Below are 15666 nucleotides of genomic sequence, written 5' to 3'. Positions count from 1 at the left end.
TAATTTGACGGTTAACAAACTTCTATTGTCTATTATTTTATACTTTCTAAATATAATGAACGCTGCTCTATTCTTTTTATCTCATCTACCGTTACTTGTTCTTCTAGCCTTTGTTTAAACTTAGATCTTAGTTTTTCTAAATCTTTATTTTTCTTAGAAATCGGTAATATTTTAGATAATAATTTATTATTTTTGTTGAACATGTAGTTGCTCCCGATTGATTAAACTTAAATTGCTCAAGTTTCAACCACCGAAGAGAAATAAACCCCTGGTGGTCGGGGAGTGCAAAGAACCGCCTAAGACAGCTACAATAGCCTTTAAGCTTAAAGCAATGCTTTAAGCTCTGTACATAGCTATTATCTCCCCGACCGCAATGAAGTCGAGGATTATACCATTTATACGGCTGATAATACCGCTTAGGAGAGAGGCTTTGAAACCCCGGAATAACGTTACCGCTATTCTTGCAGGAAATTTTACTTAATTTTTTAAAAATGTCTTAGCTATCCATGTCATTCCTGCATGGATCGGTTTTTTCGTCATTACGAGGAATTTGCATAGCAATTGACAAAACAATCCAGTTAAAAATTCTGATTTACAGAATTTTTTTAATTATTGTTCATCCCACGACTTGATCGCGGGATCCAGTTAAAAATACTAAAATTATTAGTATTTTTAATTGTTTTTATGGACCCCGTGGTCAAGCCACGGGGTGACACAGTGGATTTTACCGGTCTACGCAACAAGGTTTTTAGTCGCTTAGCTCATGACGACATCAACTTTTATTTTGCAATGCCGTATTTTATTTACTTTTCTCTTCCTGCTGTTTATACCAAAGTTCGGCGTAATAGCCTTTATGTTGTAGTAAGCTCTTATGGTTGCCTCGCTCAACTATATAGCCGTTATCCAAAACGATAATCTCGTCTGCATCGATAATAGTTGATATTCTATGGGCAATGATAAGGGTAGTATGGCGTGCCGAGATCTCTTTAAGACTTGCCTGAATTAGCTTTTCGGTTTTAGTATCAAGCGAACTTGTTGCTTCATCAAAAACATATATTGCCGGATTTTTTAATATGGTTCTTGCGATTGCAATACGCTGTTTTTCGCCACCTGAAAGCTTCAAACCTCTCTCCCCTACCTGCGTTTCATACCCTTTGGGCAGCGTGCTAATAAACTCATGAATATGAGCATTTTTTGAGGCTGCTATAACTTCATCGTAACTAGCTGCATTATTACCATATGCTATGTTGTAATATATCGTATCGTTAAACAGTACCGTATCTTGCGGAACAATTCCGATAGACTTACGAAGCGATTGTTGTGTGACTTCTCGTATATCTTGATTATCTATAGTAATATTGCCGCTATTAATATCGTAAAACCTAAACAGCAAGCGTGATATCGTCGATTTCCCCGCTCCGCTGCTACCTACTACTGCGAGTGTTTTACCGCTCTTGATCGTAAAGCTTATATTATGCAAAATCGGACGTTCCTGATTATAAGCAAAGCTAACATTATCGAAACTAACCCCGCCTTTTGAGATAATTAGCTCCTTAGCGTTCACGGCATCCTCTACTTCTGCCGGTATATCTAAAAGATTAAACATATCTTCCATACTAACTAGAGCGTTTTTAATTTCTCTATAGGCAAAGCCAAGTATTGAAAGCGGAATTGATAGCTGAAACAAATAAGTATTAACCATTATTAAATCGCCGACGGTCATTTTATTCTGATTAATAGCATTTGCCGAAAGTATCATCAAAGAAACAAGCCCTAAGGATATTATAACATCCTGCCCGATATTTAAAATCGATAGGCTGTTAGTAGTTTTAGTGGCTGATTTTTCATAAGTTTGTAAAGCCTCATTAAACTTTATCGCCTCATATTCTTCATTACCGAAATATTTAACGGTTTCAAAATTCAGTAAACTATCGATTGCCCTATTATTGGCGGTGTTATCGCTTTGGTTCATTTCTCTTGCAAAAGAAATACGCCAAGTACTAATTAGGAAAGTATAACCAACATAAACTATCATTGTTATTAAAATAGTTACGGCAAACCAAATACCATACACATACCATAACATCCCGCTTACTAGTATAATTTCTACGCTTGTCGGGAAAATATTAAATAATGAATACCGCAGCACCGCTTCAATACCTTTAGTACCACGCTCTATTGACCTACTTAAGCCCCCTGTTTTTCTAGTAATATGAAAACGCATACTTAAATTATGCATGTGCTTAAAGACATTTAGAGCAACTAAGCGAGTCGCTTGATGCCCTACTTTTGAGAAAATAATATTTCGCAGCTCACCAAATATTTGTACCAATATTTTAGTACCGCCATATGCAACAATAATCCCGATAATAACCGAAAGAGCAAAATTTTTATTTAATCCGTCTATTATATATTTATAAACAATCGGAACGAAAATATTTATTACTTTAGCTATAACTAGACAAATAAGAGACGTAACAATACGCAGGCGTATATCAAAATCCTTCGACCATAAATACGGCAGAAGTAGATAGAATGAATTTTTGTGATTGTTGTTTTTGGACATTTTTGGAGTTTTTGTGAATTTGTATGGCTTTGTTATCCAAGAAAACTGTAGGTGTAACTCGATGTCATCCCCGCCGTAGGCGGGAATCCAGAAATACACTTGCCTAAATCTTCCCAATTAGGATTAAGTTTTTCTATTAATTTTATTTTCCAAGTACGATTCCATTTCTTTAAAGCTTTTTCTCTAGCAAGAGCTTCTTAATATCAGCAAATTCTTCTGTATAAACAAGCTTTATAACATTACATTTTGTCGTAAAACCCTTTATTATTTTTTGTTTATGTTCATAAGCACGACGTAGTATATTATTAGTAATACCAATATACAAAGTACCATTGCGATCAGAACATAATATAATACATTTTTATTATTTATTTTTTCTGGATTCCCGCCTACGCGGGAATGACATATGGCATTGTCTACATTCGCTCGCAATGACATTTTTATTAATTATGCCCCGGCAGCGGGTGAAGTCTTCTTTGGCTGATTTTCTAACAACTTATCTAGCCTTCCCTCTTTTTCAAGATCAAACAGAGCATCACAACCGCCAACATGCATATTATCTATAAATATCTGCGGGACGGTCTTTTTTCCACCGGATTTCTTAATAAATTTTTCTTTCTCTTCCTGAGTAAAATTACTTACTTCAATTTCCTCATAAGCAACATTTTTCTTATCAAGCAATGCTTTAGCTTTTATACAATAAGGACAACTAGCAAGAGTATAAATAATAATTGTGTGTAATATAGCTTTATTCATAATGTTATATTTTTTTGTTAGATTTTAATATATTATCTTAAACTATAGTTTTTAAAGCAAGTAAAAATGCATGAATAATTTTTCTATTATCTCAGAATATAAACCGGCAGGCGATCAACCAAAAGCAATAGATGAAATTATAGCAGGGTTAAATAGTAAAAAACGCTCACAAATGTTGCTTGGTATTACGGGATCAGGGAAAACTTTTACCATGGCGAATATTATAGAGAGAACTAATCGTCCTACTCTTATTATGGCTCATAATAAAACTTTAGCTGCCCAAATTTATTCAGAAATGAAGTCGATTTTTCCGAAGAATGCCGTTGAGTATTTTGTATCGTATTATGATTATTACCAGCCGGAAGCATATATAGCACGCACCGATACTTTTATAGAAAAGGATTCATCAATTAACGAGCAGATTGATTTAATGCGTCATTCCGCTACAAGATCGTTATTAGAGCGTCGTGACGTTATAGTAGTTTCTTCCGTTTCTTGTATTTACGGGCTTGGCTCTCCTGATTTGTATTATCAAATGACGGTTAATCTAGAACCAGGTCAAAGCTACCCTCGTGATAAGCTACTAAATGATTTGATAAATCTACAATATGAGCGTAACGATATTGGGTTTGAGCGTGGCTGTTTTCGAGTTAAAGGGGATAATATCGATATTTTTCCCTCACATTACAGCGATAAAGCTTGGCGTTTATCGTTTTTCGGTAATGAACTTGAATATATACACGAATTTGATCCCCTAACAGGCGAAAAACTTGCTAAGCTCGATAAAGCTATGGTCTTTGGTAATTCACATTTCGTGATGCCTCAAGAAACGGTAAATAGTGCCATATCAGGCATTGAGGAGGAGTTACAAAAACGCTTAGAGTTCTTAAAGTCGCAAGATAAACCACTTGAAACGCAAAGGCTAAATCAACGTACTCAATATGATCTTGAGATGTTAACGGAAACAGGCAGCTGTAAAGGCGTTGAAAACTACTCTCGCTTTTTCACAGGGCGTAACGCCGGTGAGCCGCCGCCTACCTTATTCGAGTACTTACCGGAAGATGCGTTATTATTTGTTGATGAAAGCCACGTATCCGTACCGCAAATTAGAGCGATGTATAACGGCGATCGAGCAAGGAAAGAAGTATTGATAGAGCATGGGTTTCGTCTGCCGTCTGCACTTGATAACAGACCTTTAAAATTTGAAGAATGGGAAAAATTTAGACCGCAAACTGTTTTTGTATCCGCAACTCCGGGACCATTTGAGTTAGAAGAAACCGACGGTACTGTAGTAGAACTGATTATCAGACCTACGGGACTGCTTGATCCTGAATGTATTATCAAACCCGCTACTAACCAAGTTGAGGATTTAATTAGCGAAATTCAAACCACTATCTCTAAAGGTTTTCGTGTCTTAGTCACTACATTAACAAAAAAAATGGCTGAAGATTTAACCGCCTATTTGCAGGATCTAAAATATAAAACTTCTTATTTACATTCTAACGTTCATACTCTAGAGCGTATCGAGATTTTACGGGATTTAAGACAAGGTACTATAGATATTTTAGTCGGTATTAATCTATTAAGAGAGGGGCTTGACATCCCTGAATGCGGCTTAGTTGCTATACTTGATGCAGACAAAGAGGGATTTTTGCGGTCGGAAGTATCGTTAATACAAACAATAGGAAGAGCTGCAAGAAATAGCGAGGGTAGAGTTATACTTTATGCCGATAAAATGACTAAATCTATCGATAAAGCCGTTAGTGAAACGTTGCGTAGAAGGCAAATTCAGCAGGAATATAATGAAAAACACGGCATAATTCCAAAAACCATCAACCGTGCTATTCACGCTTTAGCAGAACTTGAGAAAATCGATAGTAAGCTTGATAAAAAACAAGCTCATACTTTATTTGATAACCCTGCTAAGCTAAAAGCCCATATTGACAAATTAAAGAAAGACATGCTTAAAGCTGCAAATAATCTTGAATTTGAACAAGCCGCAAAACTTCGTGATCAACTAAAAACTCTAGAAGAGGCGGCACTTGAGTTGAGTTATTCCTAATGTGTCATACCGTGGCTTGTCCACGGGGTGACAGTGGTGAAACCGATCCATGCAACAACACCTATTAACAACACCTAAAACTCCTTCTATGATACGGCGATAGGCCGTGCGTATTAATAGCTTCAATATGTTCTTTGGTACCGTAGCCGGAATTTTTATGCCATAAATATTGTGGAAATTCAGCACTTAAGTCTAGCATCAAACGATCTCTAGTAACTTTTGCAATAATGGAAGCCGCTGCAATCGATAACGATAAATTATCACCGTTAACTATACTAACAAATCTTTCATCATTAAACTGCATATTACCGTCAACTAAAACTATCTCCGGCTTAGTTGTAAGATTTGCCGCAGCAATAGAACAAGCTTTTTTAGTTGCTTCTAATATATTAATTTCATCAATTTCGGTATGAGAAATAATAGCGGTTGACCAAACATAGTTACTAGTTATTTGCTCATATAATAATTCTCTTTTCTTTTTAGAAAGCTTTTTAGAATCTTTAATACCCGTTATAATATTGGCGTTATCTATTATAACGGCACTTACTACTACCGGACCTGCGAGCGGTCCTCTACCTGCTTCATCTATACCTGCTACAATATAGTTATGATATTTTTTTTCAAAATGTAATAGATCTACTTCCATAATTGTATTTTTTTAATTTTTAATGTATACTCGTTTAATTTGAAAAATTGGCGTCGTTGTATGGGGCGATGTCGTCCCCGCATGAATCGAAAAATGCGTTCGTTGTCATACCGTGGCTTGACCACGGTATCTAGAAAAAAATTAAAAAAGACTGGATACCGTGGAGGGGCCACGGTATGACAGTGAATAATATAATTACAAAAAAGTAAAAGTGCAAAATTATTTTCAATTACTAGGGCTTCCGCAAGAGTATAATATTGATTTAAAGATATTAGAAAAGCAATATTTTGCTATGCAGGTAAAATATCATCCCGATAAAGCAAAAACTTTGCAGGAAAAGAAACAAAATCTAATTACTGCGGCTGAATTAAATAATGCTTATTCTACTCTTAAAGATGCCTTAAAGCGTGCTGAATATATGCTGCTTTTGCAAAATATAAATTTGAATGACGAAAAAACACGCAAATTACTTTCGCAGCTAAAATTAAGCATATTCTGGGATGAAATGGAAATAATTGAAAATACTATCTTATTTAGTGATTTAGAAAAAATAAAAGACAAATATGAATTAATGAAAAAGCTTGAGATTGATTCTTTAAAACAAGCTTTTGAAGAACAAAATCTATCAGACGCAACTATAAAAACTAGCAAGCTTAAATATATTGGGACATTGCTGCATAAACTGCAAGAAAAAATAAAATCATGCAAATAATAGAAATTAGGGAACCGGAGCAAGCTGATTTTAAGCAAGAACGGCAAATAGCAGTCGGTATCGATTTTGGTACTACTAACTCATTAATAGCTATCTCTAGCAATAGACAAGTTAAAGTTATTAAATCTATAGATGATAAAGAATTAATCCCAACTACTATAGATTTTACAAACGAAGATTTTATAATAGGTAATAATAAAGGACTGCGTTCTATTAAAAGACTATTTGGTAAAACATTAAAAGAAATTTTAAACACTCCGGCACTTTTTTCGTTAGTTAAAGATTATCTAGATATAAATAGTAGTGAGCTTAAGCTAAATTTTGCCAATAGAAGAATACGGATTTCTGAAATTGCAGCAGAAGTTTTTATTTACCTAAAAAATCAAGCAGAAGAACAATTAAAGACTAATATAATTAAAGCAGTAATAACAGTACCTGCACATTTTAACGATGCAGCAAGAGGCGAAGTAATGCTTGCAGCTAAAATAGCAGGCTTTGAAGTATTAAGGCTAATTGCAGAACCGACGGCAGCTGCCTATGCTTACGGCTTAAACAAAAATCAAAAAGGCTGTTATTTAGTATATGACCTAGGCGGCGGCACTTTTGATGTATCTATTCTTAATATACAAGAAGGTATTTTTCAAGTTATAGCAACAAATGGCGATAATATGCTTGGTGGCGACGATATAGATGTAGTAATTACACAATATCTTTGTAATAAATTTGATTTACCTAATTCTATAGATACTTTACAACTTGCAAAAAAAGCAAAAGAAACTTTAACATATAAAGATAGTTTTAATAATGATAATATATCAATTAATAAGCAAACATTAGAACAATTAATTTTACCTTTAGTAGAACGTACTATCAATATAGCTCAAGAGTGTTTAGAACAAGCAGGAAATCCAAATATAGACGGAGTTATTTTAGTAGGAGGTGCAACCCGCATTCCTTTAATAAAAGATGAATTATATAAAGCATTTAAAGTAGATATTCTATCAGATATCGATCCTGATAAAGCAGTTGTATGGGGGGCTGCATTACAAGCAGAAAATTTAATAGCACCCCATACAAATTCATTATTGATTGATGTAGTACCTTTATCGCTGGGCATGGAATTATATGGCGGTATAGTTGAAAAAATCATCATGCGTAATACTCCGATTCCTATTTCGGTAGTAAAAGAATTTACGACTTATGCCGATAATCAAACCGGTATACAATTTCATATATTGCAAGGTGAACGTGAAATGGCTGTAGATTGCCGTAGCTTGGCTCGATTTGAGTTAAAAGGATTACCTCCTATGAAAGCAGGGAATATTAGAGCCGAAGTTACTTTTGCTATTGACTCAGACGGTATATTATCCGTTTCTGCTTATGAGAAAATCAGCAATACATCACATACTATAGAAGTAAAGCCAAATCACGGTATTGATAAAACGGAGATTGATATTATGTTAGAAAACGCTTATAAAAATGCTAAAATAGATTATACTACAAGATTATTACAAGAAGCAGTAATTGAAGCAGAGGCTTTAATCTTTAGCATAGAACGTGCTATAGCGGAATTAACAGCTTTATTATCGGAAAGTGAGATATCTATAATTAATTCTTTATTAGATAATATAAAAGAAGCCGCACACGCTAGAGATCGGATCTTAATTAATAATTCTATTAAAGAGTTTAAATCCAAAATAAAAAAATCTATGAATACAAAGTTTAATATAATAATTAATGATTTGCTAAAAGGCAAAAATATCAATCAAATTAAATAGCCTCAGTTATATATAATCGAACTAATTTAGATAAGGAAAAATAAGAAGAATGTCAGGAAAAATAAAAGTAACATTTATTATAAATGATGGAGAAGAAAAAACAGTAGAAGTACCGATAGGGCTTTCTATTTTAGAAATTGCCCATAGTAACGATCTAGACCTTGAGGGAGCTTGTGAAGGATCGCTTGCTTGTGCTACTTGTCACGTTATTTTAGAAGAAGAATTTTACAACAAATTAAAAAAACCTACGGAAGCAGAGGAAGATATGCTTGACTTAGCCTTCGGTCTTACCGATACTTCTAGATTGGGATGTCAAATTATTTTAACCGAAGAATTAGACGGCATAAAAGTACGCCTTCCTTCTGCTACTCGTAATATAAAATTATAATGGATTAAAAAAGTGATACGTAAAATACTTCTTTTTGTGTTTTTAGCCTTTACTATAATATGGTTTGCAACTGCATATACTATAAAAAATAACGTTGTAAGTTTAATTAAGAATTCTGAATCCGATAATCTTAAAATATCTTATAATGCGGTTAAGTTTTCAGGCTATCCTTTTAATTGGAAAATTACCGTAACGGATCCTAAAGTAAAATTAATTGATCATGTAAATTCTAAAGAATTTACTAGCGAAAATATTGTCCTAAATATAGCTTTTAGTACTAAAAGAGCCGCTCTTAATTTCGGTCCTTTTATTAGAGAAGTCGATAATTACGGCGACAAAACATTTACCCATGATGTACGCAGCGATGATGACATAAAGGGTATAGGAAAATTTAATAAACCTTTATATAAAATATCAAAAGATGATAATTTAAAAGAAATATTAAAATCAATTCAGTTAAATAATAAAGCATTATCGATATTTAAAGATAATCAAGAAATCTTTAAAATTAATGATTTAGCATTTCTTATAAGAAAACAGAATTTAGCAAGTGAGGAAAATATATCCTTATTTTTAAATATCAATTATTATTCAGAAAAAGATATTTTGAATTTTAAAAATGCTAATTTAGATATTGCTGCTTCTTTAAAATTTGCTGAAGACGGAGAAGATTCAGCTATTTTACAAAATTTTAATATAGAAAGATTTATTTTTACTTGTGATAATGATTCTAAAGTTAATTTAAACGGTGCTTTACAATTCTTTGCCAATAAATTACCAGAAGGAAAACTATATTTTGAGCTGGAAAATTATAATTCCATAGTTGATAAATTATTACCGAATAATATTATTTTTTCTAAGAAAATAATTATTGCTAAAGCAATTAATAAAGCTTCCGACGAGCAATTAAATATAGATCAAAATGATGTAAATTCGGCTTACAATAATATAGAAAAAGCTAAGTTTGATATTGAGTTTTCAGACAAAGGAATAAATATCGGTTCTATTAATTTATTAGAACTAAAACTTGGTGAACATAAAGAAGACCAAAACACCGGAAATAATCCAAATTAGTTTTATGAACAATTTTAAACTAACTACCATTATTAGCATATTTCTTATTTGCAGTAATATTTATGCTGCTCCAAAAGTCATTAAAATCGGTACCGGCTCTATTTTAAAAGGATATTATGCTATTGGACTTGATTTATGCAAGACTATTACAAATGATGATAAAAATAATGAACATATTAAATGTGAAGTTGTTGCAACAAACAGCAGTATAGAAAATTTAAAATTATTACAGCAAGGCAAAATTGATTTAGCCTTAGTGCAAGCTAATATTGCAGTAGAAGCATATGAGGGCATAGGTTATTATCACGATCAAGAAAAAATGCAAAATTTACGTCAGGTGCTTAATCTACATGATGAGTTTTTTACGGTTATTGTAAAAGATGAGGATAAAATAAAAGTTTTTGTTGATATTGACGGAAAAAAAATAACTAACGGTCCGGCATTTTCCAGTAGTAATATTACTTATGATGCCGTACGTTCTTTATATAAATTTTCTAAGGAACCTGAAGAGCTACACATTAATTATGAAGATTCTATTGATAAATTCTGTAATAAGGAAATAGATGCTATAATAATGATGGTTGGACACTCTAACCCCTTAGTAAATTTAATAGCTAATAAGTGTGAAGTTGATTTCGTTTCAATTGAAAATGATAAAATAGCAGAATTAATAAAACAAAATAGAGCTTTTCATAAAGCTATACTTCACAAAGGCTTATATCCAGGGATTACCGATGATCAAACTACCGTAAAAGTATCGGCAATCCTAGTAACTAGAGATGAGGCGAATCGTGATATTTTAGATAAATTTATCGGAGCTTTTCATAGAAACGTAGCAAATTTTAAACTTTCTAATTACTTATTAAATAACCTCGACATTAACTATTTCGCCGATACTAAAAATTTTGTTCTACCAAAACATGATTCAGTAAGAAACAAAAACTAACAATATCTTATGTCTGAAAATACTATATTTAAAAATATACTTATACCTATAGATTTAAATGATAAAAAATCTATAAAAGGTATTCTTTCTAAGGGTTTAATGCTTGCGACGAACTTTCAAGCAAAATTACATTTTATGTATGTAATTCCTGAATTCGGTACGAAAATGTTTGAAGATTATTTACCTAAAAATTGGAGAACGGAGAAAAAAGAAAAGTATAAAGCTCAAATTAAAGAGCTTATCAAACAATATATTTCCGATGAAATTGAAACAGATTATTATATAGGTAGCGGTGCCGTTTATGATGAAATAATTAAGCACTCTAATGAAATTAAAGCCGATTTAATAATAATCTCTGCAGTCAGACTACAATTAAAAGATTATATGCTTGGACCTAATGCTTCTAAAATCGTCCGTCATTCAGATATATCAGTTTTGGTAGTAAGAGACTAGGTACAGTTAAATAAACTTTAGTACGTGTTCTACAGCCATACTGATATCTTGAATTGCCCCGTAACTTTTCTTATTTCGTTCTTAATCTTAAACCAATAATGTTCTATAGGATTTAAGTCTGGGCTATATGTAGGTAAGAATAAAATTCTGCACCCAACCGACTCGATTAATTCTCTTATTATATTATTCTTATGGAAGTTGATATTATCCATAATTACTGTTTGTCCAGGATGTAATTCTTTAGTTAATATAGTCTCTACATAGGTTGTAAATATTTCTTTATTACAATTTCCTTCAAATATTACTGGCGCTATAATTTGATTATTACGAAGCCCCGCTATCATACTGATCCTGGATTTATGTTGATACACTTTGTTTCCATAACATCTAGTACCTTTTATACTCCATCCATATTCTCTACAAGCATTATCTTCTATTCCTGACTCATCAATGAATACTAGAGTTTCTTTAGAAATTTGCTGTATCTTTTCTATAAATTCATTCCTTAAACCAATATCCCTTCTGGGATGAAGATGACTTTTTTTTATAAGTGTACCCTAGTAGTTTTCTATAGTAATTTATTCTAGTTCTTTGTAATCTATTACCTAGTATAATACTTAATTCTTTAGCTGTTTTATCATGATTATTGATAATTAATTCTTCAAATTCTTTGAGATTTATTTTTGCATTATAACCCTTTGCTGGACCATAAGGTTTTGCTTTTATATCTCCTGTTTCCCATTTAAGAGTTTTCCATCTATATATAGTGTTACGACCTATATTGAATATTTTACATGCTTTAACAATTGAGAGCCCATCATCTAGAGCTTTGAATAGTTTCATTCTTAAATCGTAACTGTAACTGCTTGCCATAATTTATTTATTATCATTTATAACATATATATTAGCATAGTATGTACCTATTTACTATGGTCTAGCTATATTACCGTATTCTTTAACTTTTCCTTTTTCCTCAAATAGACGATTTGCACGAGCAATAGCTTGTAAAAGAGTATGTTCTTTTAACCCTTTGCATATATAAACAACAGCATTACGCGGTGCATCGAAACCGGTTAATAATTTTGAAACTACAATTAAAATTTCAGGATCACCGACACTTTTAAATTCTTTAATAATTCTATTATTAAATTCTAGTCCATATCTTGTCTTCACGTTTTTTAAAAATTTCTGTATTTTGTTTTCGCTCTCAATATCTTCATAATCTTCTCGATCATCGGTAGAAGATATAACAACTTCGGAATTTACCTGACCTATATCATCTAAAATTTCTTTAAAGCGAACAGCAATTAATCTAGAAGGAGCTATTAACATACCTTTTAGACCTGTGCCTTTAAATGTTTTTAAATAGTGCATTAAAATATCAACTGCTTTAGCCTTAATAGTTTCTTCTGTGTGAGTAAGTACCTTTACTCTACTATATTGCTTTTTTAAAGCTGCTTTTTTTCTTCATCTAATTCATTGGTAATTGTATCAAACTTTTTATTAAGTGATGATTCATCGTTAATATGTTGCTGAACAATACGTCCCTCATAAAATAACGGTACGATTATATTATCTTTTAAGGCATCTTTCATAGTATACTTATGAATTGACTCACCAAACTTTTTTATGGTATTTTTATACTCTTTAAAAAGCGGTGTACCTGTAAATCCTATATAACAAGCGTTAGGGAGAATAGCTCGCATTTTACTTGCTAAATCACCGTATTGAGTACGATGACATTCATCAATAAAAACAAAAATATTATTGCTTGAATCTCGAAAGTCATTTTCAAAAGCTCTATTAAATTTATAGTCCCTTTGGTGGTTAAAACCTCCATCTTCCAGATGGAAAAGCTTTAGCTTGCCATGTGCGCCATGATGCGTTAGCATCACAAGCACCATGAGTTCAATACGTCAGGAAATTACGTACTGTTTACTATAGTCGCTATTATACAGTGTGGTAGACATTGTGTGTGCAAGGAAGTTACTGTAGGTCTAATAGTGGTAATGTAACGATTATATGATTAATAGGCATATTGGTACACATGAGCCAGACATGATTTTGCACATACGGGTCGCATAAGCTTTAGCTTCATATGCGACTTCTAGTCGCTATAAAACAAACTTTCATCTTTCAGATGAAAGTGGTTGATTTCTTCTAGCGTATAATTATTAGATAAAATTTTAGCAAATTCTTTATGAGGTAGATTAGCTATTTTTGCTAACGTATTTATATCTTGGAAACTCATTTTATCTTGATAATGATTTGTAAAAGTATATTGCTCATTTTTTTGTTAATTTATAAGAAAATAATATTAATAAGTCAATAAGTTGTATTTAATATTTTAATAATTTATTATTCTCTTCACCGCTATAATTACTGAGTTCTAGCAAAGCTGCGTGTATTTCTTTCTCAAGTAAATTAGATACTGCCGCAAAATCATTATCAAGAGCTATTATTTGCCTTGCTAGATTATTTGGAAGCCCTAGAGCATCCTTGCTCTAAACGCTAGCAACAAATTTGACCAAGTAAGCTCTATTTCCGATATTGCTAAATATTTACCCTCTAATATGGCTACTTCTAGCTCTGCCTTATCTGCTTGAGCTTTTAGTAACCTAAGCTTTTGAGTATGTAGATTATTGTTTTTGCCTAGATTCTGCTGTTGTAAATACTTCCCATAACCAATAGTAGACAGAATATTTTTTTAGCAAGACATGGATCGAAAATTAAAACAAAAGGAACATTCAAAGTTTTTACTAAATTTCAAAAAGCCTTGAAACCCTTGTCGGAACTGGTGGAGGCAAAGGGAATCGAACCCTTGACCCTCTGCGTGCAAAACAGATGCTCTACCCCTGAGCTATGCCCCCGATTATGTAGAAGATATATTGTTTATAAGTAATTAGGATAAGCTTTTAACTAGTCCCCAAGGTAATGGTTGACCGTTACTTCCTACGACTAAATCTCCGGAAGATTCATATTCGGCAGCTAGAAAAGAATTTTGAGCAGCAATAAGCTTTACCGGTTTGATTTTCTGACCGTTATGAAAATATTCTTTAGCCTGTTCCCTAGAAGTCGGGTTATTTTTGGAAGCTGTTTTTGCTTTCGCTTTAGACATACACTATTAACTTTTTTTAAACTTGTGAAAAATATAAAACTTTTTCCTAAACTTGTCAATAACTACCGTGTCGATAAATAGACATTGCTTAGAAAAAAGTGGTTTTGTTTTACACAACTTCTAAAAAATCCCTTATTGTCATTCCTGCGAAAGGCTTGCTTGCATGGAGCAGTTGTTTCGTCATTGCGAGCACCCATTGTTACGTGGATCAATTTCACCTCTGTCATCCCGTGGCTTGACCACGGGATCCAGTTAAAAATATTAGTATTTTTTATTGTCTTTATGGACCCCGTGGTCAAGCGAACTAGGTGACACAGTAAATTTTACCGGTCTACGCAACAATTTGCGAGCAGCCGTAGGCTGCGTGGCAATCTTATGAAATAATAACAAACTCCTGAGATTGCTTCGTCGAATTACTGCGTAATTCTTCTCGCAATGACGATGAAACTAATCCATGCGAGAATGACATCCTGAACGTTCGTACACTATAGAGTCAAGCTACAGAGTAACAGTAAAAAAACCGAAGCTTAATAACAATCATTATTATTCCGTTATTACTTCACTTTCACCGACTAATGCTATTTTAAATTCTACTATTTCTGATATCGTTTTTCCATCATATATACTAAACCCTACTCCTCTAAATTCTACTTTTGCGTTGATATCAGCACCATATGATACTAACAGCTTATATATTTCATCATCCTTAATATCTTTAGAAGTACATCGAACGTTTTTAGCAACCGCATGCAAAGGCGTTTTCTCCAGATTTTCTTTGATCAACTACAGCTCCGTTCTTAAGTAATAGTTTTACTACATTAAAGTGCTTACCGCTTCATATAAAGGTGATCCTAGCCAAGCTCCATCGTTCCCGTTTACTGCAGCTCCTTTTGATATTAGATATTCTGCTACTTTATAATTTCCGTGACGTGCGGCTGAATTTAAAGGAGTATCCTTAAAAATATCACTACACATATTAACATTTGCTTTTTTTTCTTCGACTAACCATTTAGCAACTTTTAGCGCATTATTTGTAGATGCCGAAAATAGTTCAGTAGTAGATACTGCACGTAATTCATTTAAACTCCTTACTACGCCCACTTTATCAAGAAAGATAGACTCTTTTAAAACTTAAAGGTGATAAAGAGCCTATTGTCATTCCTGCAA

17 protein-coding genes, 1 tRNA gene and 3 pseudogenes are annotated in these 15666 nt (G+C 32.8%); 7 read left to right on the top strand and 14 right to left on the bottom strand.

What is annotated here, in order from left to right; all coding sequences use genetic code 11:
- Window positions 1-32: 32 nt before the first annotated feature.
- From REIP_RS11640 to grxC, 5 genes and pseudogenes are all read right to left on the bottom strand, one after another.
- A complete protein-coding gene (locus REIP_RS11640; protein WP_173400488.1) occupies window positions 33-203 on the bottom strand; it encodes a hypothetical protein in 171 nt (56 codons plus the stop codon).
- 402 nt (window positions 204-605) lie between these two features.
- A complete protein-coding gene (locus REIP_RS10890) occupies window positions 606-740 on the bottom strand; it encodes a proline/betaine transporter (protein ID WP_156147416.1) in 135 nt (44 codons plus the stop codon).
- A 59-nt stretch (window positions 741-799) separates the two neighbouring features.
- Window positions 800-2566: an ABCB family ABC transporter ATP-binding protein/permease gene (locus tag REIP_RS03880; protein WP_045803876.1), complete on the bottom strand. Its 1767-nt coding sequence runs from the start codon at window positions 2564-2566 to the stop codon at window positions 800-802.
- 32 nt (window positions 2567-2598) lie between these two features.
- Window positions 2599-2921, bottom strand: a pseudogene (locus REIP_RS09395) (GIY-YIG nuclease family protein).
- 92 nt (window positions 2922-3013) lie between these two features.
- Complete coding sequence (gene grxC, locus REIP_RS03870) at window positions 3014-3322, bottom strand: glutaredoxin 3 (RefSeq protein ID WP_032139417.1); 309 nt, start codon at window positions 3320-3322, stop codon at window positions 3014-3016.
- Window positions 3323-3392: 70 nt separating this feature from the next.
- On the opposite strand from grxC, the gene uvrB reads away from it, so the two are divergent.
- On the top strand, window positions 3393-5384 hold the full coding sequence (uvrB, locus tag REIP_RS03865; RefSeq protein WP_045803874.1) for an excinuclease ABC subunit UvrB: 1992 nt from the start codon (window positions 3393-3395) through the stop codon (window positions 5382-5384).
- A gap of 64 nt (window positions 5385-5448) precedes the next feature.
- Here the strand turns inward: uvrB and REIP_RS03860 are convergent, their stop codons facing one another.
- Window positions 5449-6030: a ribonuclease HII gene (locus tag REIP_RS03860; protein WP_045803873.1), complete on the bottom strand. Its 582-nt coding sequence runs from the start codon at window positions 6028-6030 to the stop codon at window positions 5449-5451.
- A gap of 211 nt (window positions 6031-6241) precedes the next feature.
- Here REIP_RS03860 and hscB point away from each other — a divergent pair, with 211 nt between their 5' ends.
- The 6 genes from hscB to REIP_RS03830 are packed head-to-tail and all read left to right on the top strand — an operon-like array spanning window position 6242 to window position 11381.
- Window positions 6242-6742, top strand: a complete 501-nt coding sequence (gene hscB / locus REIP_RS03855; RefSeq protein ID WP_045803872.1) for a Fe-S protein assembly co-chaperone HscB — start codon at window positions 6242-6244, stop codon at window positions 6740-6742.
- The gene (gene hscA, locus REIP_RS03850; protein WP_045803871.1) at window positions 6733-8520 is read left to right on the top strand and encodes a Fe-S protein assembly chaperone HscA; all 1788 of its coding nucleotides are present in this window, start codon (window positions 6733-6735) and stop codon (window positions 8518-8520) included. The genes hscB and hscA overlap by 10 nt, the downstream gene beginning before the upstream one ends.
- A 49-nt stretch (window positions 8521-8569) precedes the next feature.
- On the top strand, window positions 8570-8908 hold the full coding sequence (locus REIP_RS03845) for a ferredoxin family 2Fe-2S iron-sulfur cluster binding protein (protein ID WP_045803870.1): 339 nt from the start codon (window positions 8570-8572) through the stop codon (window positions 8906-8908).
- A 12-nt stretch (window positions 8909-8920) separates the two neighbouring features.
- Window positions 8921-9982 carry a hypothetical protein gene (locus REIP_RS03840; RefSeq protein ID WP_045803869.1) on the top strand — a complete coding sequence of 354 codons (1062 nt, stop codon included), beginning with the start codon at window positions 8921-8923 and terminating at the stop codon, window positions 9980-9982.
- Window positions 9983-9986: 4 nt separating this feature from the next.
- Window positions 9987-10928: a TAXI family TRAP transporter solute-binding subunit gene (locus REIP_RS03835; protein WP_045803868.1), complete on the top strand. Its 942-nt coding sequence runs from the start codon at window positions 9987-9989 to the stop codon at window positions 10926-10928.
- Between the two features lie 9 nt (window positions 10929-10937).
- Window positions 10938-11381, top strand: a complete 444-nt coding sequence (locus tag REIP_RS03830; protein WP_045803867.1) for a universal stress protein — start codon at window positions 10938-10940, stop codon at window positions 11379-11381.
- A 6-nt stretch (window positions 11382-11387) separates the two neighbouring features.
- Here REIP_RS03830 and REIP_RS09390 read toward each other — a convergent pair.
- The 8 genes and pseudogenes from REIP_RS09390 to REIP_RS09380 form a co-directional block, all read right to left on the bottom strand.
- Window positions 11388-12254, bottom strand: a pseudogene (locus REIP_RS09390) (IS630 family transposase).
- 54 nt (window positions 12255-12308) lie between these two features.
- A complete protein-coding gene (locus REIP_RS03815) occupies window positions 12309-12755 on the bottom strand; it encodes a UvrB domain 3-containing protein (protein ID WP_231569214.1) in 447 nt (148 codons plus the stop codon).
- A gap of 74 nt (window positions 12756-12829) precedes the next feature.
- Window positions 12830-13273, bottom strand: coding sequence for a DEAD/DEAH box helicase family protein (locus REIP_RS11630; protein ID WP_197069200.1), 444 nt, complete (start codon window positions 13271-13273; stop codon window positions 12830-12832).
- A gap of 903 nt (window positions 13274-14176) precedes the next feature.
- Window positions 14177-14251, bottom strand: a tRNA-Ala gene (locus REIP_RS03805).
- Window positions 14252-14283: 32 nt separating this feature from the next.
- Window positions 14284-14499, bottom strand: coding sequence for a hypothetical protein (locus REIP_RS03800; protein WP_014412567.1), 216 nt, complete (start codon window positions 14497-14499; stop codon window positions 14284-14286).
- A gap of 261 nt (window positions 14500-14760) precedes the next feature.
- Window positions 14761-14889 carry a hypothetical protein gene (locus REIP_RS13170; protein WP_269429009.1) on the bottom strand — a complete coding sequence of 43 codons (129 nt, stop codon included), beginning with the start codon at window positions 14887-14889 and terminating at the stop codon, window positions 14761-14763.
- A 153-nt stretch (window positions 14890-15042) separates the two neighbouring features.
- A pseudogene (locus tag REIP_RS03795) lies at window positions 15043-15283 on the bottom strand (ankyrin repeat domain-containing protein); the annotation flags it as partial.
- Window positions 15284-15312: 29 nt separating this feature from the next.
- Window positions 15313-15600, bottom strand: coding sequence for an ankyrin repeat domain-containing protein (locus REIP_RS09380; protein ID WP_231569212.1), 288 nt, complete (start codon window positions 15598-15600; stop codon window positions 15313-15315).
- Window positions 15601-15666: the final 66 nt, after the last annotated feature.

The sequence above is a fragment of the Rickettsia endosymbiont of Ixodes pacificus genome, from assembly GCF_000965155.1.
Taxonomy (GTDB): Bacteria; Pseudomonadota; Alphaproteobacteria; order Rickettsiales; family Rickettsiaceae; genus Rickettsia; species Rickettsia tamurae.
Note: the sequence above shows the minus strand (reverse complement) of the source record. Positions and strands in the feature narration are given on the sequence as shown.